Origin of the sequence: Vibrio ostreae, assembly GCF_019226825.1 — a bacterium.
Taxonomy (GTDB): domain Bacteria; phylum Pseudomonadota; class Gammaproteobacteria; order Enterobacterales; family Vibrionaceae; genus Vibrio; species Vibrio ostreae.
This window is the reverse complement of sequence record NZ_CP076642.1, coordinates 1-23,751: the sequence shown is the minus strand read 5'-3', so window position 1 is coordinate 23,751 and position 23,751 is coordinate 1. Positions and strand designations below refer to the sequence as shown.

Here is a 23,751-nt window from a genome sequence, read left to right as displayed (position 1 = left end):
TTGCCAAATCGCTTTGATTTTAATCCCATTTCGCCAACATGACATTGGAATATCACCGACTTTTTCCTATCTTCATTTAGTGGTAATACGTTTTATGACCACCACTTTTTGACCGAACTAAGGGATTATTAATATGAAAAAGTTATTCGCAGTGGCTACGTTACTCTCTACCTTGCCGTTTGCTCAGGCGGTTATGGCTGATGATGATATTGGCTGTGGTTTGGGTACCATGATTTTTGACGGTAAATCCGGAAAAGTGGTCAAAGTGCTCGGCGCGACAACCAACGGTACATCAGGCAACCAAACCTTTGGTATCACATTCGGAACTCTGGGCTGTGATGGTACCGGCACGATTGATTCACGTCAGAAGCTGGCGATGTTTATTGACGGTAACATGGACAATCTGGCACGTGATATGGCCAAAGGTCAGGGTGAAACACTGGCAACCTTGTCTGAAGTCTGGGGCATCCCGAATGAAGATAAAGCAACCTTCAACACCATGGCGAAACAAAATTTTGCCGTGGTTTATCGTTCTGAAAACGTCACCTCTAATGAGGTACTGAATAACCTCAACACATTGATGTCGAACGATTCTAAGCTGTCTGGCTACGCAATGTAACCGCTTCTTTCGTCTTACCCTTCTGTGCCTCGTTGCAACAACGAGGCACCTTTTTATTTCAAGAGTCGTTATGCAGTGGAAGCGTTGTATTTTCATATTACTGGGCGGATTACATTCGTCCCTGAGCTTTGCCTCCGTAGAGCCCGGACCGTTACCTGAACTGAACGTCATAGCCTTAAGCCAGGATAACTATTGGCTCAAATTGGGCCATTACCTGCCCGCGCTGAGCGGCGGTTACGTCAGCACCATTGATTCGGATAGCTTTTTTTAGCATCGCAGGGCAAACATCAACCTGCGCAGGAGCTTCAAGCAACGATTCAGGCGCTGTATCAGGGCCCAGCGCAAAGCCGCCATCAGGCGCGCTGCACGTTTCCGGCCCGTTATCAATGGCTGGAACAACAACAAGGCAAGGCACCGCCTGAGTTAAATTGCCCTGAATTAAAAAAAGTGGCAGCAGGCGATGGATCCGGAAAAACTGACCCTGGTGTTTCCAACTGCCTTTATGAATAATCCTTCGTCCATGTTTGGCCATACCCTGCTACGGGTCGATGCCAAGAATCAGAACCAGAACAATGCACTGGTCGCTTATGCGATCAACTTTGCCGCAGAACCGGACAGCGCAGATAATCCGGCCCTTTATGCACTCAAAGGATTGGTTGGCGCATATCCAAGCCGCTTTACCGTCATGCCGTACTACAAAAAAGTGCGTGAATATAACGATATCGAGTCGCGGGATATCTGGGAATACCCGCTCAATTTCACCGCTGAAGAAGTGGATAGAATTTTGCTTCATCTGTGGGAAATGGAACAAGCCGAGTTCGACTACTACTTCCTGGACGAAAACTGCTCTTATCAATTATTGGCTCTGCTGCAACTGGCCAATCAGAATCTCGATTTAGTCAGTCAGTTTCCGGTCACCGCCATTCCTTCCGATACGGTGAAAGTTCTGGTTGAAGCCGGATTAACTCAGCCTCCGCACTATCGGGCTGCGTTTGGTACCCGGCTGAATCATGAATCGGATCTGGTCAGCGAGCGTATTTACCTCGCCACGCGGCGCCTGAAAGAGCAAGGTATTTACCCTTCCAAAGCCGAGTTTACTGAGTCAGAGCGGGCGGCAATTCTCGAATTCGCATATGAATGGCTTAATTTTGAACTTTACGATGACGGCCTTGAACGCGATATAACCGCCAAACAACTGACCCAAATCTTGATCAAGCGCAGTCAGATCAACCGAGAATCCCCTTTTCCCTCGGTGGTGCGGCCGGAAACGTCACCGGAACAGGGACACGGGTCAGCTCGTGTCGGCGTCGCGCGTAATCTGTATCAGCAGCAAACCCACTCAACATCTGTCGAGTGGCGTCCGGCTTACCACGACATGTACGATGCGCTGGATGGCTTTATTCCCGGCGCGCAAATTAACTTCCTCGACACTAAACTGAGTCTCGACGACAGCGGCACCAGCCGGCTCGATCATCTCAATATCATCGACGTACTGGCCTTGGCGCCCAGCAACCGAGTATTTGACAGCCTGGCATGGGGATTAAAAATCGGCTTCGACCGACCCGATGCCAATACCGACAGCCGCTGGTTTGTCGAAGGCGGAGCAGGCAAAGCCTGGGGACAGGCTGATGGATTACATTTCTATACCCTGCTGAAAGGCGAACTCAGTCAGGGCAGATTAACCGGTTATGATGTTATCGCCGGGGCCGGTCTGCAGTCAGGGCTATTCTACTCGATCAATAACCGCCAGAGACTGGGTTTGAATGCAGCCTGGATTGCTTTGGCAGGCGATGAGGTCGATGACCATTTCTCCGTAAATGCGACCTGGAACTGGAGCGTACGGCCTAATTTCGCTTTCAGGGCCAGCCTGAATTATCAGCAATGGCATCAGGAAGAAGTAAGCTCGCGCCTCAGTGCTTACTATTATTATTGAGCCTGAACAATGAGCCAATCCATCAAAAACATACGTAAAGCTGATGGTTTGCTGATAAAACTTGATTAATCTGACCTATGATTGAAACAACCTTTGAGATGATGACTTGAGCGCAAAACTTAAGGAGAGCCAATGAAAAATAAAACGTTAATGTCTGCTTTTATTGCTATTTTAGTTACTCAGCTAAGTGGATGCGGGGTATTGCTGCACCCGGAGCGGGAAGGACAGCGCGGCGGTAAAATCGACCCGGCGATCGCGATTCTCGACGCTGCGGGCTTAATCCTGTTCATTGTTCCCGGGCTAATCGCGTTTGGCGTTGACTTCTATTACGGCACCATTTATCTGCCAAATTCAGCCTCGATTGATCTGGACGAAGATGAGCTCAACATGCTGAAACAGCTTGACGAGTCGCAACGGATGGATGCGATTGCCAAAATCGTGTCGGATAAGACCGGTCAGCATATTGCGGCCAAAGATTTACAATCTTATCAGGCCAACTCTATCGACGAGCTCAGCTTCTACGTTAACAACAGCGAAGCAACTCCAGTGCAAGCAGGTTAAACCTATTTTGCGCAGCGGCCACGTCATTGAGACGTGGCCGTTTTTGTACACACCAGTAGACATCGTAAAACGCCAGCGCTATGGTTGATAGGAATATTGTTGCCTTCCAGCAGAGACCGCATACCGTGGCGTCACGCTATCCGCCTCCTGCCCGCAGCGTACGAGCAGGATCATTATCCATTTAATCTACGACCACTTAACTTAAGGAAGTTTAGTCATAAACGTCCCTTGCGGAACAACCGGCAGATACTTTTCATAGAATTGCAGGTAAGCCTGCTCCGGGTTCAAATCTGCAAACAACTCCGGATACAGAGCTTTGGCGTAAAACTGAATCATTGCGCCATCCATAATCGTTCGGCATGCGCCGTGATACGCAGCGTACATGCGATTATTTTTCACCGCATTCAGTGACGACCAGCCCAAACGCTGTTTAAACCCTGCTAAAGCCCGCTGCGAGACCTGCTCTTGCACACCCTGCCCTATCTTCATCCCGTTGTCAGCACTGCTGGTTTCATAACCGGTAATCACAATCACATCCGGGTTGCTGGCAATGATCTGTTCCGGGTTGAGTTTACCCCACCATTCGACAAACGGCTTAGAGATGTTCTCACCACCAGCCGTGGTGCTGATCGCCCCCCACATATTCTTACCAAAGGTGTAACCAATATCAGCCACGCCATTGGCGCCAAATTCCGTGTAGATCGTCGGCTTCGCAAGGCCGGCTTTCTCCAATCGCTGTGAAATCATCGCCACATTATCCTGATATTCAGTGGCAATCTTTTCAGCACGCGCCTGCTGACCGGTAATCTCGCCAATCAAACGGGTACTTTTCACATGCCGCTCAACCGTCTGCGCATTGTAATCGACCACGACCACTGGTATACCGATTTGTTCTAAGCGTTCCATTTCTGACGACAACGCTTTATATTGCCAATCGGCCAGCATGATCAGATCAGGCTGCAACCCAAGCACCTTTTCGAGAGAAAACGCGTTGGTGTCCACCCGGCCAATCTCCGGAATGTCGTCTAATGATGGACGGTGCTTAACGTACATCTCCCAGTTCATCGCCCTGGCCTGCCAGATATATTTAGACATACCGACGACATTGTCGTATGCCGCTTCCGTACCGATAGCCATATAATCTTCAGGATAAAAACCGACAATAACCCGTTTGGCGGGGGCATCGAATGTCACCTCGCGCCCCAGAACATCAGTGACGGTCGTCACCGCTGAAAAGGCAAAAGAACTGGTCGTCAGGGAGATAAGAAGTAAAAGCTTTCTGAGCATCGAAAATTCCATCTTCAGGTTAAAGCGAATAGCATTGATATGACTAAAATTGTCAGTGATTATGCATCACATTATAAATGGCCGCAATGAAAATCATTATCAGTTAATCGCTACACCAATGTATGATTGCGCTATACGCAATCTCGATACATACCGCCTTGTAAAGTTTCACATTTTTTGTCATGGTTTTAGAGTAATCTTTCGTATAACGGTCAAAGTCTATTCCCCAATCAACGAGTGGAGGCAATGATGGCTTTTAAAACTCCGCCTTTAACAACGACCGACGATGGCGCTACCCGCCGTGTTGGGTTCGAAATCGAGTTTACCGGGCTGACAATCAGCGCAGTGACACAAATTATGCAGGATACTTTCGGCGGTGAGCTAGAGAAGAAGTCCGCGGTTGAGTATGACTTGCAGACCCCAGAATATGGCAAGTTTAAAGTTGAGTTAGACTGGGAGTTCCTCAAGAACACCGCGCTGGAAGCCAAGCTTAAGGATCACGGACACGAGTGGGTCGATTTTTTACACAAAATTGCTCTATCAGTGGTACCTATAGAAATAGTTACTCCTCCATTCCCTCTCGATAAACTGGATCATTTAGATAAACTGATACCAGCCCTGAGAAATGCCGGGGCAAAAGGTACAGATGATTCTGTCATCGCCGCTTTTGGTGTTCACATTAATCCGGAAACCCCATCATTAGATGTTCACACCCTGCATGCCTATCTGAAATCGTTCGGACTATTACAGTGGTGCCTCGACAAAGCGCATGACGTTAACGTATCCCGCAAAATCAGCCCGTATATCCAGTTGTATACTGAAGATTACGTTGAAGTACTGCTCACCAAACAGTACCAGACTATCGATGAGCTGATGGATGATTACCTGGAACATAATCCAAGTCGCAACCGCGCTTTGGATATGCTGCCGCTGTTTGCGTCCATTGACCAAGACAAAGTCAAGCAGACGGTCAAAGACACCAAAATTAATCCAAGACCTACATTTCATTATCGCCTGCCCGACTGCTTGATCGAGAATACCCACTGGAGTTTTGCAAGCTCATGGAACATCTGGCATTTAGTTGAGGTATTGGCAGCAGACCCAGAAGCGTTAAACTTTTTAGCCCGCCGCTTTAAAGCAATGTCTCTGCCTGTAATCGGCGTGAAACGCAATGATTGGATCAAGGAAGTCAAACAGTGGATAAAAAGCCGAGAATTGGAGTAACCGGTAACCATCGCAGTTGGTCACCCTCCTGGTGGTGCACGAAGCTGGCGCTGGCACTTGCCGGCGCTCAAGCAGAAAGGATTAGCGTTAAACATCATTGGTCCGGTCAGCCACTGGATGGTCTGATCGTGGGCGGGGGCGATGATATCGATCCCGAGCACTATGGAGGCCAAGCCAGTGAAAAAGATGAGTTTGACCCCGAGCGGGACACATTAGAGATACGTTGGATCAAGTGGGCATTAGAACGCAATACTCCCTTATTAGGGATATGTCGCGGCTCGCAACTAATCAATGTCGTTCTCGGCGGCAACTTATATTCCGATATTTCCGTATTGCGCAAACGAACCTATAACCGCCCGGGCCTGCTGCCAACCAAGCAAGTCTTTGTCGATACAGACTCACATTTGTTTGCCTTGTGTGGCAAATCGAAATTACGGGTCAACAGCCTGCATCATCAGGCGATCAAGGATGTCGGTAATGGCCTGCGCGTCGTCGGTCGAGATCTTGACCAATTCACTCAGGCAATTGAAAGTAATCAAGAAAAGCCTATCTACGGCGTGCAGTGGCACCCTGAATATCTGTTTTATCTTCCCAGCCAATTTAAGCTGTTTCGCTGGCTGGTGCGCTCAGGCTGAGCGTATGGGTGAAGTATTTACCCAGGATGCAGAAGTGAAAGTGACCGCCAGTTCAATGCGGTGATTGGCAATAACATCAAAACGAGCCGTAATGCGGCGCTTTGCCTCTGTAACTCAGTGGCTTTGGCCCCAAGCGCTGCAACTCAGTCTTCAATCGAAGAGCTGTCAAATACCGACAGGTCCAGTTTCAGGCTGTCACCCAGCCACCAGGCATACAGAGTATGATCTTCGATTTCATCACCGGTTAGCGCATGAACCAGTACCGACAAACCATTACGGTTTTCGTCCAACCAAGGCACTAACTGATCGAAATCGTGTGAAGTAAACTTAATCTGGCAACTCCATTTCGGGTGAGGGCCCACCAGTTTTTCGTGCACCCGACCGATTTTCACAGGGAAACGCTCCCCCGCTTCATGCACCAGTCGTGAGGCAAACTCCAGCGTTTGCGCATCAAAGTACACATGAGCATGGTAAGCGCGATGGGAATTTACCGGTCGTTTATTCTCTGTCATTATTTTTGCCTCCACGTCTTAAAATAGTAAAGAATTCATTAAGGATCGAGTCGCTTGCCCTTTCCGACCACGTTGTCTCATCCGTATATCGATGGATTATCTGGCCAGAGAAGAAGCCGGCTCAGCTTGGCGACCAAACCAACGCTGGCCAAAAACGTTAATCACCAGCCCGACCGCAATGACCACTACGCCTGCGATTTGATACAGAGTAAGGCTCTCATCCAGCAGCAGCCAGGCGCTCAGTAGTCCGAATACCGGAACCAGCAACGAAAGCGGAGCAACCAATGCGGTGGGATAACGGCTCAACAAGTAGCTCCAGCCGCCATATCCGACGATCGTGGCAAGTAAAGAAAGGTAAACCACCGAGAACAAATTATGCCACTGCATATTGAGCAGCGACTCAGCAATGGTCTGAGGTCCTTCAATCCAGAGTGAAGCAACAGCAAACGTGAACATTGGTACTAACGCACTCCACACGATCAAAGACATGGTCGGAACGGCGTAGTTTTGCATGATCACCTTATTGGTGATGTTACCCAATGCCCAACAGGTGGCCGCGCCGATGATTAACAGCAAGGTAGCAGCTGTCAGTGATGCGGTTCCCGCGCCTTGCGCCACTGCGAGCAGATAAATCCCCGCTCCCGCAGTGATGACCGCTATCACATTATGGCGACGAATTTTTTCTTTCAACAGCACACAACCAAACGCCAGAGTAATAAAAGCCTGCGCCTGTAACAGCAACGAAGCTAATCCTGCGGCAAGGCCGATACTCAGCGCCCAGAACAATAAGGCAAACTGACCAAAACTGATGGTCAGTCCGTAGGCCACCAGCCATTTCAGCGGTAAGGTGGGACGCTTGATAAACAGCAGGGCAGGAAAGGCCACCAAAGCAAACCGCAAGCCTGCCAGCAGCAGCGGTGGCATCCCCTGTAATCCGACTTTGATAACCACGAAGTTCACACCCCAGACCAGCACAATCGCCAGGGCCAGGAATCTGTCTCGTAATGACATCTTGTATCCTTACAAACGTCCGACAGTGTCAGGAGAGACGCGAGCAGCCACCTGCTCAGCGTTTGCCTTTCAAGGGTAAGTTTGACATTGAGTGAGAAAAAGGAATCCTCAGACTGCCCTATTCCCGTATATAAAACAAGCGCCAGACAGGACGGGTCATAATAATGGCCTGAACAAGGTATCCAGCTTAGGATGCACCACACGCCGCTTGACCGTAACCGCGTAGAAGTTTTCGAATACGCTTGGCAGTACCAGATAACTTTTCAGAATGCCGTTATCGAGTTCGTCTTTTACTACCACGTCCGGCATTACGGCCAGTGCGCCGGTGTCACGGGCCAAAAGACGCAGCATCGCCATATCATCAGATTCGGCGATAATGTGGGGATGTAGCTGATATTGAGCCGCAAAAGCATCAAAAGCAGCGCGCAGCGGATTTTCTCCGTACGGTAAAACCCAACGGCGGTCGCGATAACTGGCGCCGAGATCTTTGCCCAGATCTAACCCCGGCGGCCCGATGATCGACACCGCCTGACGCGCCAGAACCCGGCTTTGCCAGTTCTGTTTATTCGAACCTCTGACCGGAATGTTAGTCAATGCCATATCGAGCTGGTGTTCTCCCAAAGCGGTCAGCAAACCGGTCTGACTCATCGACTGTAGGGTGTAACGACAGTCTTCCTGGTTGATAAGTGGCTGAATAAACTGCTCTATAAAGTTACGCGAGATAGTCGATAGGATTCCAATCCGGATGGTTGCGCCAGGTAATGCTTTGCCACTGGTCAATAATTTTTCCAGCTCTTCACCATTTTTGAAGATTTCTTCGGCATAGCTCAGCGCATGATATCCGCTCTCGGTCAGGGTCAGTGCACGCCCTTTTCTGGTGAACAACTGCACATCCAAAGTTTGCTCTAACTGCTTGATTTGTGAAGAAAGAGCAGACTGAGACACATGCAACTTCTGCGCAGTCTGAGTCAGGTTACCCTGCTTGGCGACTTGCCAGAAATAGTACAGATGATGGTAGTTTAAACGACTCATAATTCTCTAAAACAGAACGATTCATAAATTATTATATATTTTACTTAACAATCAGACAGTTTCACAATAGCCGCGACTTTTGGAACTGTGAGGATAGTCATGTTTTCTCTGTTTTTAGTGACGCCCCTCAAACTGATGTTACTCGGTTTGGTGGCGATTTTAGGATTCACTATCGTACGTTATAGTTGGGTGGCCTTCAGTGGCGAAGCGGATCGCGCTCGCTTTCTTCGTTCCCTTATCATGACAATTTCAGCCGTCGTTGTAGTGATACTCAGCGACCACCTGCTGCTGTTCTGGGCAGCCTGGGTCAGTGTCAGTCTATGTCTGCACCAACTGATTCTGTTTTATCCGCAGCGCCCGCGTGCTCAATTGGCTGCGCACAAGAAGTTCCTGCTGGCTCGTTTCAGCGAACTGCTGCTGGCCGGTGCCTTCTTTGCGCTTTACCATCAGTTCCAGACACCTTACATCAGCGACATCGTCCGCCAGACTTCGTTTGCTCACAGCAGTCTGCACCTTAATATTGCTGCAGTACTTTTGGCATTGGTCGCGATGATCAAATGTGCTCAATTGCCTGTACACGGCTGGCTGATGCAGGTGGTGGAAGCACCGACTCCGGTCTCAGCACTGCTGCACGCCGGTATCGTCAACCTGGGCGGTATCCTGCTGCTGTTCTTCGCACCGGTATTGGCATCCAGCAGTATCGCTTGCTGGCTCATCATCGTCTGTGCCGGTATCAGTACCGTCATTGCTGGTCTGGTCAGCACCACCCGCATCAGTATCAAAGTGAAACTGGCATGGTCGACCAGCTCGCAAATGGGTCTGATGCTGGTTGAAATTGCCCTGGGTCTGTATGAGATGGCTCTGCTGCACCTGTTTGCCCACTCGTTTTATAAAGCGTACTCGTTCCTTAACAGTGGCAACACGGTTAACCACTATCTGGCCGCCAAACTGGCCGGTGAAGTCAAACCTAAGGTTCGTAACTGGTGTGTCGCGTTGCTGCTCTCTTCACTGATGCTGGCTGTTGCTCAATGGCAGTTTGCTGTGATGACCAGTTTTGCCGCCACCATATTGGTGTGGTTCGCACTAAGTGCTTTGATTGTGCCGAGCGTGACCGCTTGGGATAAAACCATGCTGCCACGTCTGATGATCACATTGGCATTCGCGGCAGGCCTCTTGACCCTGTACACCACAGCCAAACATTCACTGGCACAGATTACCGGCTTGAACGTCCCGCTCAACCTGGCCGCTGATGGCCTGGTCGCGCTGATGTTTATCCTGCTGTTTGCTCTGTCACTGGCACTACAATATAGCCCGCATGTCGGTTGGGTTAAACGACTGTTTATCTGGCTCAACGCCGGTGCGTATTTGGACGAATGGGCGACCCGCCTGACCCTGAAATGGTGGCCAAGCCAGTCACTGCTTGAACTGCAACAAGCTCAAGTGCAAATGGAACCAGAGGCAAAATAATGATCGAACAAAAACACGCGCTTCCATACGCAACAATCGCCAAACAAGTTTCCGCTTCTATCGCACCGGCCTGGCCGCTGGATCAGTCCATTGCGGTTAACCCTTGGTGGCAACAACGTCATGACAGTATTGAAAAGACCTTCGCCGAGCAGGCGGTTCTGACCGGCGAAACCAGCCTGATGGACAAAAGTTACTATCAGCAGCGCTGGAAGACCGAGATTCAGCCGCAACATCTGGCCTCAGCGATTGAGCAGCTTGGCGTCGACATGACCATAGCCCAGCTGGAAGAAGACATTCAGCGCCCGCAAGCACCGCTGACCCGCTGGAAAACTCTGGGCATGTTGATGGATGAAGAAATCCCTTCCACTCAAGGGCACAGCTGGGTGCAGGAAATCGTTCAGCAGGTCAGCCAGTTCATCGCGCTGTACCACCAATACCCGGAACGTTTCGATTCTGAAGGTAAAAACGGTGAACACCTGTACCAGAGCTGGCTTGAAGTCGTTGCACGCGACAAAGGGATCAAAACCTTGCTGGGCGTCGATCTTTTGCCTTATTTCCGTACTTTACCCGGCTCGATCTATGACCTGCTTGATACCGTCGGACCGCTGTGGCAGGACATCTGGACCGATGAAGACGGCGCTTACGCATCGCTGCGTGCCCTGTTACATCAATTGTCCGGCTGGGCGGGATGGCAATCCTGGCAAGACTGGCAGGCTAACCTTGCCAATAAGCAAGCCGATCTGCCCCATGCGCTGGGACTGACTGCTATCTTGCTGGCCTGGAACAGTGTCCTGATGCAGTGGCTGCAGAAAAATCATCTGGAAACCGCGCTGAAAATCCGTCAGTTACTGCGCCATCAAGCGACTAATGTTCGCCAAATGTACCAGTTAGCGGAACAGCAACTGGCACCAATCTGGGTATGGCAACGCGCCCTTGAACTGAGTGTACAAAAAGACTGGATCACTCAAGTGCAGAACGTCACTACTCAGCAAGACCCGAATCGTCCTGAACTGCAGGCTATTTTCTGTATTGATGTACGTTCGGAACGTATGCGTCGTGCGCTGGAAGCACAAGGCAGCCACATCGAGACACTGGGTTTTGCCGGCTTCTTTGGTATCCCTATCGCTTATCAGACTCAGGATGGCAATATTCATCGTCCTCAGTTACCGGGCCTGTTGGCTCCTACTCTGGTTGCGCAGCAGACCCAACTGCAACCGGATCGCTGGCTGCGGGTGACAAAACTGGGCTGGCAGAACAGTCTGGAAAAACCATCCTCCAATCTGGGCATGGTCGAAGCCGGTGGCCTGCTAAAACTGGTCAGCCTGTTTAAACGGGTAGTGATGCAAGATGGGACTGAAAACCCGATTAACCGCGATGCGCGTGGTAACGAAGAGTGGCAACTGAAACGTAACCAGATCACGCTTAGCGTGCGTGAGAAGGCAGAACTTGGCGCCGGGATTCTTAAAGCAATGGGCATCAGCCAACGCCTGGCAAAAGTCGTGCTGTTAACCGGTCACGGTAGCCAGACCTGCAACAACCATACGTCATCGGGTCTCGACTGCGGTGCGTGTGGCGGTCAAACCGGCGAAGTCAACGTGAAAGTCCTGGCGAGTCTGCTCAACGACTCCGCTGTGCGTCTGGTTATGGCAGAATTTGGGGTGGTTGTTCCGAAAGACACCCACTTCTTTGCCGCGCTGCACAATACAACCACCGACGATTATCAGGTGTTTGATGCGCCCGATGCACCGCTTTCCTGGAAACAGAACCTCAGCGCAGCCAGTGACCACGCGCGCCGAGAACGTGCCAAACTGTTCGATGGCACCAAAGCGGAAGATAATGCGCAATTAAGCCGCTTCTTTAAGCAACGTGCCACCAACTGGGCTCAGATGCGTCCGGAATGGGGTTTGTGTAACAACGCTGGCGTGTTTATCGCACCACGTCACCTGACCCGCGGACTCAATTTTGACGGCCGGGCCTTCTTACATGAATACCATGTCAGTCAGGATCCGGAGTTCAGCCAACTGGAAAAGATCATGACTGCGCCTCTGCTGGTGATGAACTGGATTAATCTGCAATATTATGCGTCAGTCACGACGCCGGAAAAATACGGCAGTGGTAACAAACTGCTGCATAACGTGGTCGGTGGCCATATTGGTGTGTTTGAAGGCAACGGCGGTGACCTGCGTATTGGTTTATCTCAGCAATCCGTGCATGACGGCACAGAGTACCGTCATCAGCCTGTGCGCCTGAGTACTTTTATTCAGGCTCCACAGTACGCCATTGAGGCCATTATGGCTCGCCATCAGGACGTTGCGTCTTTGGTGGATAATGGCTGGCTGTTCCTGTATCAGATTGATGACAACAACCAGGTTTGGCAGTATCACAACAAGCAGTGGGTAGCCGCAGTCTGATGGCACCAAGCGTTTACGCAAAGAGCCGCTCGCGCGGCTCTTTTGCTTTCCGGAAACCTAGGTTGTGTTTACTGACACCCGGAGTTTATTGCCAGATAATCTGTTGTTCTTCCCTGCGCCATCCATTCCATACTCTAACCGCCTTTCCAATCAGGCAGAGTCGGTTAGCTACCAGCGTTCAACCAAACTAAACCTATTTATAGAGCTTAAGACATTGCGTGAGAATGGCTGTCTTTATAGGCGCTGATCCACTGGTAAATAATGACGAGCAAAATACACAACGCCAGGGCGATACGGGTCGCCCCCAGAATGCCCTGCCAACCCCAGGTTTGATAGAAAGGCTCCAGAAAGAACACACCTAAGCTGGCACCGGAGTAATAGAACAAACTATAAAGTGCCTGAGCGCTGCCTTTTGATTGGGTCACTTTACGACCAATCAAAGTACTGGCCTGAGCATGACAGAAGAAGAAACCGACCGACACCATCACCATACCAATCACCATACCAATCACCATGGTATAGATGTTCGCCCAGCTCATCAGGAAGTTGGCCATCAGCATGATGACGGCGCCAAACGCAACACCCGCGATCTGGCTGAACTTCTTGGCAAATTTACCGGCCAGCGAAGAGCTGGTCGTTCCGCCGAGCAGAGTCAGGAACATCAGACTGCGCACATCACTTGGCAGGTTATACGGAAACTCGCTCAGCACCAGCATCAGGTAATTAGACAAGTTAACAAAAGTGCCGAATGCCAGACCAATCAACAGATAAAGGATCACTAACTGCGGATTTTTCAGATGATAGCCATACGCTTTCAAACACTTACCCACTTTAAGTGGCGCCGGCTTAAAGTGGCGTTGCGCAGGTAACAGATAATAGATGATGGCATACAAAACCAGGCTGAGGCCGGCAATCACATAACCGGCATAGTTCCAATTGCCCAGATATTCGGTACTCAGGCCACCAAGTAAGCGGCTGCAAATCCCGCCCAGCGTATTCGATGCCACGTAAAAACCAACCGCACCGGCGAGCCAGCTTTTTCTCAGCTCTTCGCCCATCAGTGGCACCGCCAGCGCCGGCGTCACCGCCAGAAACACACCCTGCAAAAAGCGCAGCGTAAGAAACAGCTGATAGTTGTGCACCAACGGCAAAACCACAGACACCAATAAGCCAATCGCCGTCCCGACCAGCAGCACTTTACAACGACCTATCGCATCCGACACGCTGGCGAAAATAAGCAGTCCTAATCCCATACCCAGCAAAGGTGCAGACATAGCCAGGTTAGCGGCCAGAGAGCTTACCTCAAATTCTTTCTGAATCACGGGCAACAACGGCTGCAACCAATAGATATTGGCAAAGGTGACTATCGAAAATAGACAAACACAAATAACGACTCGGCTGTAATGGGCTGTTTTTTTCACTGCTAACGACTTACTCAGGTGACGGAACAAGGGAACGGGTTACAGCGATAGGGTATCGGTCCATAAGCAATAAAAAAATATTTTGTATTTATCTAATCCATAGATAAAATTTATACCCTAAGAAAAAACAATGACATCGGCATTCAGTTCAGGTAAGGGATGAACACATATGGAACTCAGACAGTTAAAGCACTTTGTCACTGCCGTGGAACAGGGGTCGATTTCAGCCGCAGCCCGGGTACTCAATCTGGCTCAGCCAGCCATCAGCAGCAGCATCAAAAAGCTCGAACAGGAGCTGAAAACACCGCTGTTCAACCGCCGTGACCGCGGCATCAGTCTGACCAAAGCGGGCAGCGAATTCGTATTGCATGCACGGCAAATATTACGCCAGGCAGACGACGCTAAACTGGCGATGCAAGCCATGGAAGGGTTGGATCAGGGGCAGGTCGATATTGCCGTACCGAGCATGCTGGGCTCCTATTACTTCCCGCCTCTGCTGATGGCCTTTCGCCATCAATATCCCAATATCGATATGAGTATTCAGGACACTGGTACCCGCAATATTCGCCGTATGCTGCTTGATGGCGAGGTTGAACTCGGTGTGGTAGCAAGTAAAGATCTCACTCCGGAACTCGAAAGCGGCCCGTTAATTCGCGAAGAGATGGTCGTCTGTATGTCGGTCGATCACCCGTTGGCCGAAAAAGAGGTCATCGAATATGCCGACTTTCTCTCCCATGATTTGGTGCTGTTCCGCAAGGGCTACTATCACCACATTCTGCTCGATCGTATCTGCCGCAAAGAGAACATCAAGCCACGGGTGGCATTTATCAGTAACCTGTTACCACTGATCAAATCCGTTATCCGCCAGGGCTACGCCATTTCTCCGATGTGGCAGGTTGCCATCCGCGAGGATGACCAGATAGTCACCCGCCCATTTGCCGAAACGTTTGAAATAGATCTGAGCCTGGCCTGGCGCAAAGACAGTTACCTCTCGCGCGCCAACCAGGTATTCCGTGATTTCATTTTAGCTGAGGTGAATGGGCATTAGGGCTTTCCTCACTTACCTTCTACATAAACAGCTAAACCCACCTCTGCTAAGCTTAAGTAACAGATAAAGTTGAGGTAGCAAGAAGGATGAACGCGCTGGAAAAACTGCCATTACATCGCTCTATCAGTGCCAATATCTCGGGGCGGGATCTGTTTATCGGGGATGTGCACGGTGACTTCACTTTGCTGATCCATGCGCTGAAGATGGTTCATTTTGACAAGTACCGCGACCGGGTGTTTGCGGTGGGCGATCTCACTGACCGGGGCAATGACTCCTGGCAGTGTCTGACCCTCGCCAGAGAGAAATGGTTTTATCCGGTATTGGGTAACCATGAAAGCTTCATTCTGCAACGTTACGATGAATCGCCCGACCGGCAAAGCAACTGGCTGCTCAATGGCGGTGAATGGTGGCTACAACTCAGTCCGGCACAACAAGCCCTTGCGCGGGAAATCGTAGTGAGCCAATACAGTCTGACGCTCAGTGTCGCGGTGGGCAATAAGACGATCGGTGTTTTACATGCCGAGTACCCGTATTTCAACTGGCCACCACAGGCTGAGTTTATTGATGAGGAATTGCGCCATCGGATGCTGTGGGGAAGAGACGATATTCTGAGAAGCAGCGCGCAGTTAATTGATAACGTGGACTTTGTCGTGTGCGGACACACACCTCTCGATTGCCCTAAGATCAGAAAAAACAAACTGTTTATCGATACAGGCTCCGGCTACGAACCCAATAATTTTATCCCTGATCCTCGGCTGAGCGTCTGCGAGTTTCATCCGAACGCCATCGAAATACGTTCGTTTAACTTACACGATGAGAAACGCACTGAAATCGAATTGGTCTAGCATGCAGACTTCAACGCTTAGTCATGCGTTAAGGCTTATTCTGGCTTTGTTTCGACTAAACGCACTTTCTTACCTTTCACGTACCATAATTAGTCTCACCCTTAACAGACAGCAAGGCGTAAAAGACATCACATTTCTCTTGCATGTGAATTAACAAACGATCAATAGTAATACCACTCAGAAATTGTCCTGCCTTGACGTGGAAATGGATATAGTAAAACGTTTTTATCAATGCTTAGTTTTTTTGACTATCACTGTCATTACAATCTTAGTCGTTGATTATATTACTTATCATATTCAGAAAGACGAACAACTGAGATTTAATCAACTTGCCTATGAAGAAGCGGTGCAAGTCGCCGAGCAAATTATCGCGGTATTGAATACAGCGCAGACTTTGCCACAGCCTAAATGTGACTCAGAGACCTTAAATTCTCTCAGAGTACTCACTCACCATAACAGTAAAATTTATGACCTCGGCCTTATCGAAGGCGATACCGTGATGTGCTCTGCAAACTGGGGCAAACTGGGTCCGATTAAAATTGCTTCCAATAATGAAACTGCATTTTTAAGCTTTGTGTTTTACTCACAAGTCAGTCATCTGTTTCCGACCGATCAAACCTATAGCCTGGTACAAAAAGGTCGGTTTTTCTCTGTCGATGAACCCAATCTCTATGCATCTTTGATAAGACAGCAACCTCATTTCTGGTTTCAAATAAGCACCCATGATGGCCAGCACGTGTTTTATCGTTATCAACCAAACAAATCAAAGAAACTATTATTCCCGCCATTAGAAATACATACGAAGTTATGTCATGATGATTACAATTTCTGTGTCTATATTGATAATTACGCTGCAGGGTTAGCGCATTATCCTCCTGGCATATTTTTTGTTTTATTATTCATCGCAGGGTTGTTTGGTCTTATTGCCACCTATGCCTGGTTCAGTTTTTTCAAAAGCGTAATTATCTGGAAAGCCGCTTTCGTAAAGCATTAAAAGAGAAAAGCTTAACTATGGAGTACCAACCAGTAATCGCGGTGAATGACCGCCACATTATTGGTGTTGAAAGCTTGGTACGCTGGCATGACAGCAAGTTTGGCCGAGTATCTCCTGAAGTATTTATTGCTATTGCAGAAAAGCTGCATCTTTATCCGAAGTTATCTTATTTTATCGCCGAACACTCGGTTACAGAAATGGCGCCGATATTACAGAGGTATCCAACCTTTGCATTGGGCATAAATATTGATACCTATGAAATACAGGATCAGAAATACCTGCCTTACCTGTTTGAACTGGTTCAATGCTACAACATTAATCCGGATCAGATCAAAATCGAGATCACCGAGCGCATTTCTCTGCCACTAACTGAACTGTCGGATTTTTCCCAACGGGCAAAATCGTTCGGTTTTAATGTGGTGCTGGATGATTTCGGCACCGGTGTCGCCAACCTGGTGTGGCTGACCGAGCTCGATTTTGACTTTATCAAAGTAGACCGGATTTTTGTGAATGCATTGAATTACGATGTGAAACGCAAGATGGTTGGGCCGATAATGGAACTGCTCACCAGTTTAAACCGACCAGTGATATTTGAAGGGGTTGAAACCCAGCGCGAGCACGACATCATCAAGCAAAACTGCCATTGGGGCTATATTCAGGGTTGGTACTTTTACCGTTCAATGCCGAAACCCGAACTGGACCAACTGCTGGCTAAGCAAGCGTTAACGCCCGGGATTCACAATGGCCCACAGACACCAAATCTGGCACAACTAAAAGTAATTTAATAACCGACGATCTTTTCGCTCACTTTAAGTCATCTATCTTTACCGCCCTACCTGGGTGCTCTTGGCTATGCTTAAAACAACACAAAAACGCAACCGAGGCACTGATGAAAAAGCCATTACAAGTGGTAGTAACCGGAGGCCCTGGCGGCGGTAAAACCACCGCTCTGGATCTGTTTCGACGCGAACTGGGAAAGCAGATCGTTGTGGTCCCCGAAGCGGCAACGCTGCTGTTTTCAGGCGGCGTAACCCGCTGTAATAACGAGCAGGCGATAAAAATGGTGCAGAAAACCATTTTTCAGCTGCAGAGAAACCTGGAAGATATTCATAAACTGCAGTATCCGGACCGTTTATTAGTCTGTGATCGTGGCTCTCTCGATGGCCTCGCCTATTGGCCCAATTCGGAAAGTGACTTCTTCAAGCAGGTTAACTCCACTTTCGAGAAAGAGATCGCCCGCTACGACGCCGTGATCTTTTTTGAGTCAGCCGCGGCTTCGGGTAAAGACATCAGCAGCAATAATCCAACCCGTAATGAATCTCTGGCTCAGGCGGCCAAGTTGGATAAAAAGTTACAGCGTATCTGGTCACGCCATCCACACTTTTATTTTGTCGGCAGCTCCGAATCCTTTGTCAGAAAAATCATGTTCGGCATTATGACGCTGGAGAATGTGATTAATCGCTACCCTGCGCCTTAAGCGGGTTCAAGCGGATTTGTGGCAAAGCATGTTAGAACGACATCCTATATAATTCGTGACTTCACTTTCCTTAACAACTGCGGATCATCATTATGTGTCAAACGGTGCCAACCCATCTCGATCAATATTTTCAGCTCGCCTGCGATACCACCATCGAAGGTTTGAGAAAAGGCACCGGCGGCCCATTTGGCGCCACATTAGTACGCAACGGTGAAGTCATTTGTGCGGTCGGCAATACGGTGTTGGAACAAACCGATATTTCCGGCCATGCCGAAATGGTCGCAGTGCGACAGGGGTGTAAAACTCGACACCCTGGATCTGTCCGATTGTGTGATGTACGCCACCTGTGAGCCGTGCCCGATGTGTGTCGCGGTGATGATGTGGGCCGGTATCAAAACCTGTTATTACGCGTCGTCACACCGTGATGCGGCCGCGCATGGCTTTTCCGACCAACACCTGCGTGATTACCTTGATGGCTCGGACAAATCGGCCTTCGACATGATTCATGTCACTCAGGGAAGAGAAGACTGTCAGGCCATCTGGGATGAGTTCACCCGGCTGAGTGCTAAACCATAAGGTGTTAACACGAGCGAATTTATACCGAGCCTGCGTTGTCACTGATGACCGTGGTCGCAAATAAATGGATGTCGATGTCCTTGCTCCAATAGCCCGGCGGCCAGCCACCTTTGGCTTTTAACGCGGCCACGAACTGATCGGGCTCGGGCAAGGCTTGCCATACCGAGGGCAGGAAGACGGCGCGATGACGCTGATCTTCAAGCAATAAGCCATCGATGGCTGGCCTGAGCCGCTGCAACAATTCAACCTCACCCAGATTTTCGACGGGAGTGAACGTAGACAATACTGAAACCTCAACGCTTAATCCCGCCTTGTCTTGCACTGTCAGCGGCGCAAAGCGCGCGTCTTTAAATCCACTGGCGTAAGCATTGTGACAGACGTTTTTCCATAACGCTTCATCGGCCGACAACGAACCAATACAGCCGCGCAGTTGCCCGTTGTGATGCAGAGTAACAAAGCTGGCGGCAGGTTGGCTCAGGGTTTCACTTTGCGGCGCATTCGGCAGCTGAAAGCCCCGACCAGCGAGCGCCTGTTCCAACACCTGCCACACCAAATCGAGCAATGCCCGGCGCTCGTCATCGCTGAGCTTAATACAAGACAAAACTGGCATAGCCCACCACTTCCTCATCAGCCTTGACAGCGCGATGCTTGCGTTTTGCCATCACCTCACCTGAGTTGGTCTGAGCCAGACACTCAATCTGCCAGGCCTGATCTCGGGCCAATTCCAGTAAGCCGTTAATGGCATAGCAGCCACAAGCCTGGTGAGAATGAATATCCGTACTCAGGGCAGACACCCGCTCAACCGTATCGGCGTCAATACGCTGCGCCTCCTGATAAGGATGATAATGACTCAGGTCACTGCTCACCACGATCAACGTCTGGTCTCCTAACGATGATAACGTCAGTATTTGTTTCAGCTTAGTCGGCTCACTCGGACCGACCACCAACGGCAAGACAGTAAAGTTGGCAAGGCAATGCTGCAAAAACGGCAGTTGCACTTCCAGTGCATGCTCCCAATGATGAGCGCGCTCAGATTGAATCACCAATTGCCGCTGCAATAACATTTCAACACCTGCCTTATCAATCTTTACCTCACCTAAAGGCGTGATAAACACATCACTGTCAGGTACAGCTGCGCCCTGCAAGGCGACATGATGACTGGGGCCGAGCAACACAACATGAGTGATCACCGAACGAAACGGTGCCAGACACTGATACGCCTGTGCGGCCACCTCACCGGAATAAAAGTAGCCGGCGTGAGGAACAATCAGCGCCTTAGGCTGGATTGTATTGCCGATGTCCAGAGGCAGGTTCATGGCCCAGATAGAGCGTCATTTGACGTCTCAGTTCATTCGGGGTGCTCGGATAAAACTTTCCGGCCACGGCGGCGTCACGATACTTCATTAGCTTTGTGCCCACATCCCATCAACTATACTTTCAGTGTAGGTCATGATGCAGCAGACAGAAGGTATCGGTTATGCAAGGTTCTCCACCCGACTATTTCCCGACCCGTTACTGGCATAAACTGGCCGATGGCCGGGTATGCTGCGATGTCTGCCCGCGCCAATGCACCCTGCGTGAGGGCAAACGCGGCGCCTGCTTTGTGCGTATTCATCACCAGGGCGAGATCGTTCTGACCAGTTACGGCCGTTCATCCGGCTTCTGTATTGATCCGATTGAAAAGAAACCGCTCAACCATTTTTATCCCGGATCCAGCGTACTGAGTTTCGGGACGGCTGGTTGTAACCTCAGCTGTCAGTTTTGTCAGAACTGGGATATCAGCAAATCACGCCAGTTCGATACCCTTTGCGATACCGCGATGCCCGAGGAACTGGCGCAAACCGCACTCAAATACGGCTGCAAAAGTCTGGCGTTTACTTATAACGATCCTGTGGTGTTTATGGAGTATGCCATGGATACTGCGCTCGCCGCGCACCAACTCGGACTGAAAAGCGTGGCAGTCAGTGCCGGATATATCTGTGACCAGCCAAGAGAAGCGTTTTATCGCTGTATGGACGCCGCTAATATCGATTTAAAAGGGCTTCAGCGAGCATTTCTATCACAAGATCTGCCATGGCCATCTACAACCGGTGCTCGATACGCTGCTCTATCTGAAACAAGAAACGGATGTGTGGCTGGAAATCACCACCTTACTGATCCCGGATGAAAACGACAGCGATCAGGAGCTGCATGCGATGTGTCAGTGGATTGCCGACCATCTCGGCCCGGATATCCCCTTGCATTTCAGCGCCTTTCATCCCGACTTTAAAATGCGCACAAGCCGAGAACACCGCTCGATACCTCGCTGCGCGCCCGCGCTATCGCCCTTGCTCACGGCCTGCACTTTGTCTATTGCGGCAACGTACATGATCCTGCCCTCGGATGCCACCTATTGCCCGGCATGCCATCAACGGGTGATTGAACGTGACCGGTATCAGCTTGGTGATTATGCCCTCGACGACACCGGGCACTGCCTTCATTGCGGGCATCAGCTGCCCGGCCGTTTTGCCGGGCCACGCGAAAATTTCGGACCGCGCCGCATCCCGGTCGCGGATCCATCGTTAGCGTGGCATGCAGACCGATCCGCCGTCAGGCGGGCTTGATATTCTGGTTCATACAGAACAAATTATCCGGGTCATATTTTTTCTTGATCGCCTGCAATCGCTTGAAGGTCGGTCCGTAAGCGGATTCGGTGCGGCCGGCTTCATCCTGAGTGAGAAAAATTAATGTAGGCCCCGCCACTGGCAAATGGTTTGCTTTTTCTGAAAAATCTACGCGCCCACTCAATACAGGGCTTCATCATCTTCTTTCGCAGTCCCAGCGACCGTGAACATTGAGTACATAATTAGCATCACGGGCTGGAATATGCCATCGCATCCGGTTCGGGGCGTCCGGTGGCACAGCCTAGTGAGGGCAATAAAAATTTCGCACTGCGGCGATGGCAGGCTGGCCGCATACTCAATCGCGCAATCAATCGCACCTTCACTTAGCCCAGTAAAGTTATGTGATTCTAATATTGCGAGCCCCCGGCGTCAGCAAGGGATCAAACGCCTGCTGCCAGTCACAGAATGGCTGTACGCCAATAGGTTCACTATGCACATCACCAAACCGACGTAATGGCGCACCAGCTTTTTCGCCTTCCGCCGGATCGCCGACGTAGCACATCGCCAGAGCAATGATTTCCTTACCATGCACGTCTTCGGATAAAACGGCAGTGGCGGTGCTTACGGGCCACCATCCACACGCTCAGTTCATCCGGCGCGGTTTGGGTAAAGCGGGCAAACTGCGTCAGAATCGATTTGGCCTGCGCAAAAGGGAATACCATCAAGCCGCTCAATACATTTGGCCCCACTGGATGCAGTTTGAACTCAAACTGGGTCACGATGCCAAAGTTACTGCCGCCGCCGCGCAGCCCCCAAAACAGGTCGCTGTTTTCTGTTTCGCTGGCGAGGATCTGACGCCCGTCCGCAGTGACGACGTGAGCACTGACCAGACTATCGATGGTCATGCCATAATTGCGGCTCAGCCAACCGAATCCACCACCCAGGGTTAAACCGGCAATCCCGGTAGTGGAATTGATGCCGACTGGCATTGCTAGCCCATGCGCCTGGGTCGCCCCGTCCACATCAGCCAGGGTGCAGCCCGGACCGACTCTCGCCAGACGCTTATCGGATCAACTTCGACCTGATTCAATAGCGACAGATCAATCATCAGACCTTCATCGCACACAGCATTACCCGCAATATAGTGGCCGCCACCGCGCACGGACAATAATAGTTGGGGCACGCGGGCTAGATTAACTGCCAACACTACATCGTCCGCACATGTGCAGCGTGCGATGATACTGGGTTTACGGTCAATCATGGCATTCCAGATTTGACGAACTTCTTCAAAGGCGGGATTGGTCGGCAAAATAACTTCACCACCAAATTGATTTTTAAAAGCCTCAATTTCTGAGTTTTGTAAGTTTTTCATACGATTTACCTCTCATGTTTTCCATGAGTCATCGCAACAGTGAAACCCCGTTAATTCGATCTGCGTCCAGCGTACTATTTATCAGACTTAGAGTTAGCGTACCTGTGTCGTGCTTAATCGCGACAGCGCCCGAAATGATGCAGGCACTTTATGAGTTAAAAGCCTAGCAGAAAGAAACCTCTTTATTTGAGTGGATAAAAAAATTAGCCCCCATAGAGGGTTCAGAACAAATAAAAAATCATAGCTTTATAACAACAATATAAAATGATAAAAATATTAATTAATTCGATAAAACCCATTCACACAGCCAAGCCGTGTTGACCTTTCAATCAGAACTCTTGATAACTACGCGTTTCGAGCTGGATGCAAAATTCTCATCCCAATCAAGGAAGATGGTGTAATTCCGTCACTGTACCCGCAACTGTAAATAGCCAGCCAATTGAGCGTTATTCATTTTTAGCAGCCGGTCGTTCTAAACAGTCACTTTGCTTTTGAAAATGCGTTCCTGGTTACAAGTCAGATACTTGAAGCTCAAATTTTACCAAGTAACACCGGGGCGGAAGACCTGGTACTGGTTTATGATTGGCTTCGCTCCATACTGCCAGTAGTCAGTTTTCTTTGCCTTAAGGTTTATTCTCCTTGAGGTAACAATGCGTTTTCTATTTGTGTTATTTTTCGCCTTGTTCACGGCTCAGTCGTAGCGTCCCCCACTCTGTTTCTGCT

General features: G+C 49.9%; 28 protein-coding genes and 1 riboswitch. Of the genes, 17 read left to right on the top strand and 11 right to left on the bottom strand.

Annotation, left to right across the window (positions count from 1 at the left end):
• The first annotated feature begins 133 nt into the window (after positions 1 to 133).
• From KNV97_RS00115 to KNV97_RS00100, 4 genes are all read left to right on the top strand, one after another.
• On the top strand, positions 134 to 619 hold the full coding sequence (locus KNV97_RS00115) for a DUF3015 domain-containing protein (protein ID WP_136487381.1): 486 nt from the start codon (positions 134 to 136) through the stop codon (positions 617 to 619).
• A 315-nt stretch (positions 620 to 934) separates the two neighbouring features.
• Positions 935 to 1,129 carry a DUF7843 domain-containing protein gene (locus tag KNV97_RS22290; RefSeq protein WP_456119793.1) on the top strand — a complete coding sequence of 65 codons (195 nt, stop codon included), beginning with the start codon at positions 935 to 937 and terminating at the stop codon, positions 1,127 to 1,129.
• Complete coding sequence (locus tag KNV97_RS00105; RefSeq protein WP_256611625.1) at positions 1,122 to 2,552, top strand: Lnb N-terminal periplasmic domain-containing protein; 1,431 nt, start codon at positions 1,122 to 1,124, stop codon at positions 2,550 to 2,552. Before KNV97_RS22290 ends, KNV97_RS00105 begins: the two co-directional genes overlap by 8 nt.
• Before the next feature lie 132 nt (positions 2,553 to 2,684).
• Positions 2,685 to 3,113, top strand: a complete 429-nt coding sequence (locus tag KNV97_RS00100; protein WP_136487383.1) for a hypothetical protein — start codon at positions 2,685 to 2,687, stop codon at positions 3,111 to 3,113.
• Between the two features lie 201 nt (positions 3,114 to 3,314).
• Here KNV97_RS00100 and KNV97_RS00095 read toward each other — a convergent pair whose 3' ends face one another.
• A complete protein-coding gene (locus tag KNV97_RS00095) occupies positions 3,315 to 4,400 on the bottom strand; it encodes an ABC transporter substrate-binding protein (RefSeq protein ID WP_218561805.1) in 1,086 nt (361 codons plus the stop codon).
• Positions 4,401 to 4,646: 246 nt separating this feature from the next.
• On the opposite strand from KNV97_RS00095, the gene KNV97_RS00090 reads away from it, so the two are divergent.
• Together KNV97_RS00090 and KNV97_RS00085 are read left to right on the top strand one after the other, a co-directional pair.
• Positions 4,647 to 5,624 carry an amidoligase family protein gene (locus tag KNV97_RS00090; RefSeq protein ID WP_256611587.1) on the top strand — a complete coding sequence of 326 codons (978 nt, stop codon included), beginning with the start codon at positions 4,647 to 4,649 and terminating at the stop codon, positions 5,622 to 5,624.
• The gene (locus KNV97_RS00085) at positions 5,597 to 6,259 is read left to right on the top strand and encodes a gamma-glutamyl-gamma-aminobutyrate hydrolase family protein (protein WP_136487385.1); all 663 of its coding nucleotides are present in this window, start codon (positions 5,597 to 5,599) and stop codon (positions 6,257 to 6,259) included. The genes KNV97_RS00090 and KNV97_RS00085 overlap by 28 nt, the downstream gene beginning before the upstream one ends.
• 143 nt (positions 6,260 to 6,402) lie before the next feature.
• Here the strand turns inward: KNV97_RS00085 and KNV97_RS00080 are convergent, their stop codons facing one another.
• From KNV97_RS00080 to KNV97_RS00070, 3 genes are all read right to left on the bottom strand, one after another.
• Positions 6,403 to 6,771 carry a DOPA 4,5-dioxygenase family protein gene (locus KNV97_RS00080; RefSeq protein ID WP_136487386.1) on the bottom strand — a complete coding sequence of 123 codons (369 nt, stop codon included), beginning with the start codon at positions 6,769 to 6,771 and terminating at the stop codon, positions 6,403 to 6,405.
• 96 nt (positions 6,772 to 6,867) lie between these two features.
• On the bottom strand, positions 6,868 to 7,782 hold the full coding sequence (locus KNV97_RS00075; protein WP_136487387.1) for an EamA family transporter: 915 nt from the start codon (positions 7,780 to 7,782) through the stop codon (positions 6,868 to 6,870).
• Between the two features lie 156 nt (positions 7,783 to 7,938).
• Positions 7,939 to 8,814 (bottom strand): LysR family transcriptional regulator, encoded by an 876-nt coding sequence (locus tag KNV97_RS00070; protein WP_136487388.1) that lies wholly within the window; start codon positions 8,812 to 8,814, stop codon positions 7,939 to 7,941.
• Positions 8,815 to 8,913: 99 nt separating this feature from the next.
• Between KNV97_RS00070 and KNV97_RS00065 the strand changes: the two genes are divergently transcribed.
• Positions 8,914 to 10,281 carry an NADH-quinone oxidoreductase subunit L gene (locus tag KNV97_RS00065; RefSeq protein ID WP_218561775.1) on the top strand — a complete coding sequence of 456 codons (1,368 nt, stop codon included), beginning with the start codon at positions 8,914 to 8,916 and terminating at the stop codon, positions 10,279 to 10,281.
• Positions 10,281 to 12,692 carry a DUF2309 domain-containing protein gene (locus KNV97_RS00060; protein WP_218561774.1) on the top strand — a complete coding sequence of 804 codons (2,412 nt, stop codon included), beginning with the start codon at positions 10,281 to 10,283 and terminating at the stop codon, positions 12,690 to 12,692. The genes KNV97_RS00065 and KNV97_RS00060 overlap by 1 nt, the downstream gene beginning before the upstream one ends.
• A 206-nt stretch (positions 12,693 to 12,898) precedes the next feature.
• On the opposite strand, the gene KNV97_RS00055 is transcribed toward KNV97_RS00060, so the two are convergent.
• Positions 12,899 to 14,113, bottom strand: a complete 1,215-nt coding sequence (locus KNV97_RS00055; protein WP_218561773.1) for an MFS transporter — start codon at positions 14,111 to 14,113, stop codon at positions 12,899 to 12,901.
• 169 nt (positions 14,114 to 14,282) lie between these two features.
• Here KNV97_RS00055 and KNV97_RS00050 point away from each other — a divergent pair, with 169 nt between their 5' ends.
• From KNV97_RS00050 to KNV97_RS00025, 7 genes are all read left to right on the top strand, one after another.
• Positions 14,283 to 15,161, top strand: a complete 879-nt coding sequence (locus tag KNV97_RS00050; RefSeq protein ID WP_136487392.1) for a LysR family transcriptional regulator — start codon at positions 14,283 to 14,285, stop codon at positions 15,159 to 15,161.
• Between the two features lie 86 nt (positions 15,162 to 15,247).
• On the top strand, positions 15,248 to 16,006 hold the full coding sequence (locus KNV97_RS00045) for a metallophosphoesterase (RefSeq protein ID WP_218561772.1): 759 nt from the start codon (positions 15,248 to 15,250) through the stop codon (positions 16,004 to 16,006).
• A gap of 205 nt (positions 16,007 to 16,211) precedes the next feature.
• On the top strand, positions 16,212 to 17,000 hold the full coding sequence (locus KNV97_RS21815; protein WP_256611622.1) for a CSS-motif domain-containing protein: 789 nt from the start codon (positions 16,212 to 16,214) through the stop codon (positions 16,998 to 17,000).
• Positions 17,001 to 17,017: 17 nt separating this feature from the next.
• Positions 17,018 to 17,785, top strand: a complete 768-nt coding sequence (locus tag KNV97_RS21810; RefSeq protein WP_256611620.1) for an EAL domain-containing protein — start codon at positions 17,018 to 17,020, stop codon at positions 17,783 to 17,785.
• Between the two features lie 104 nt (positions 17,786 to 17,889).
• Entirely contained in the window at positions 17,890 to 18,477 is a 588-nt protein-coding gene (locus tag KNV97_RS00035; protein WP_136487395.1) for an AAA family ATPase, read from the top strand.
• A 92-nt stretch (positions 18,478 to 18,569) separates the two neighbouring features.
• Positions 18,570 to 18,827 (top strand): tRNA-specific adenosine deaminase, encoded by a 258-nt coding sequence (locus tag KNV97_RS22180; protein WP_218561804.1) that lies wholly within the window; start codon positions 18,570 to 18,572, stop codon positions 18,825 to 18,827.
• The gene (locus KNV97_RS00025) at positions 18,745 to 19,053 is read left to right on the top strand and encodes a deaminase (RefSeq protein WP_256611618.1); all 309 of its coding nucleotides are present in this window, start codon (positions 18,745 to 18,747) and stop codon (positions 19,051 to 19,053) included. The genes KNV97_RS22180 and KNV97_RS00025 overlap by 83 nt, the downstream gene beginning before the upstream one ends.
• Positions 19,054 to 19,072: 19 nt before the next feature.
• On the opposite strand, the gene amrA is transcribed toward KNV97_RS00025, so the two are convergent.
• A complete protein-coding gene (gene amrA / locus KNV97_RS00020; RefSeq protein WP_218561769.1) occupies positions 19,073 to 19,663 on the bottom strand; it encodes an AmmeMemoRadiSam system protein A in 591 nt (196 codons plus the stop codon).
• Positions 19,641 to 20,369: an AmmeMemoRadiSam system protein B gene (amrB, locus tag KNV97_RS00015; RefSeq protein WP_256611616.1), complete on the bottom strand. Its 729-nt coding sequence runs from the start codon at positions 20,367 to 20,369 to the stop codon at positions 19,641 to 19,643. Before amrB ends, amrA begins: the two co-directional genes overlap by 23 nt.
• 161 nt (positions 20,370 to 20,530) lie before the next feature.
• Here amrB and amrS point away from each other — a divergent pair, with 161 nt between their 5' ends.
• Entirely contained in the window at positions 20,531 to 21,220 is a 690-nt protein-coding gene (gene amrS, locus KNV97_RS21805; RefSeq protein ID WP_256611614.1) for an AmmeMemoRadiSam system radical SAM enzyme, read from the top strand.
• Positions 21,183 to 21,656, top strand: coding sequence for a hypothetical protein (locus KNV97_RS21800; protein ID WP_256611612.1), 474 nt, complete (start codon positions 21,183 to 21,185; stop codon positions 21,654 to 21,656). Before amrS ends, KNV97_RS21800 begins: the two co-directional genes overlap by 38 nt.
• Here KNV97_RS21800 and KNV97_RS21795 read toward each other — a convergent pair.
• The 4 genes from KNV97_RS21795 to KNV97_RS22170 all read right to left on the bottom strand — a co-directional run bounded on the left by KNV97_RS21795 (position 21,643) and on the right by KNV97_RS22170 (position 23,028).
• A complete protein-coding gene (locus tag KNV97_RS21795; RefSeq protein ID WP_256611883.1) occupies positions 21,643 to 21,795 on the bottom strand; it encodes a BBE domain-containing protein in 153 nt (50 codons plus the stop codon). The two genes, KNV97_RS21800 and KNV97_RS21795, sit on opposite strands and share 14 nt — an antisense overlap.
• A 258-nt stretch (positions 21,796 to 22,053) precedes the next feature.
• Positions 22,054 to 22,248: a hypothetical protein gene (locus KNV97_RS21790; protein WP_256611610.1), complete on the bottom strand. Its 195-nt coding sequence runs from the start codon at positions 22,246 to 22,248 to the stop codon at positions 22,054 to 22,056.
• On the bottom strand, positions 22,238 to 22,678 hold the full coding sequence (locus tag KNV97_RS22175) for an FAD-binding oxidoreductase (protein ID WP_256611608.1): 441 nt from the start codon (positions 22,676 to 22,678) through the stop codon (positions 22,238 to 22,240). Before KNV97_RS22175 ends, KNV97_RS21790 begins: the two co-directional genes overlap by 11 nt.
• Positions 22,648 to 23,028, bottom strand: coding sequence for an FAD-binding oxidoreductase (locus KNV97_RS22170; protein ID WP_256611606.1), 381 nt, complete (start codon positions 23,026 to 23,028; stop codon positions 22,648 to 22,650). The genes KNV97_RS22175 and KNV97_RS22170 overlap by 31 nt, the downstream gene beginning before the upstream one ends.
• 343 nt (positions 23,029 to 23,371) lie before the next feature.
• Positions 23,372 to 23,573: riboswitch (cobalamin riboswitch) on the top strand.
• Positions 23,574 to 23,751 lie beyond the last annotated feature (178 nt).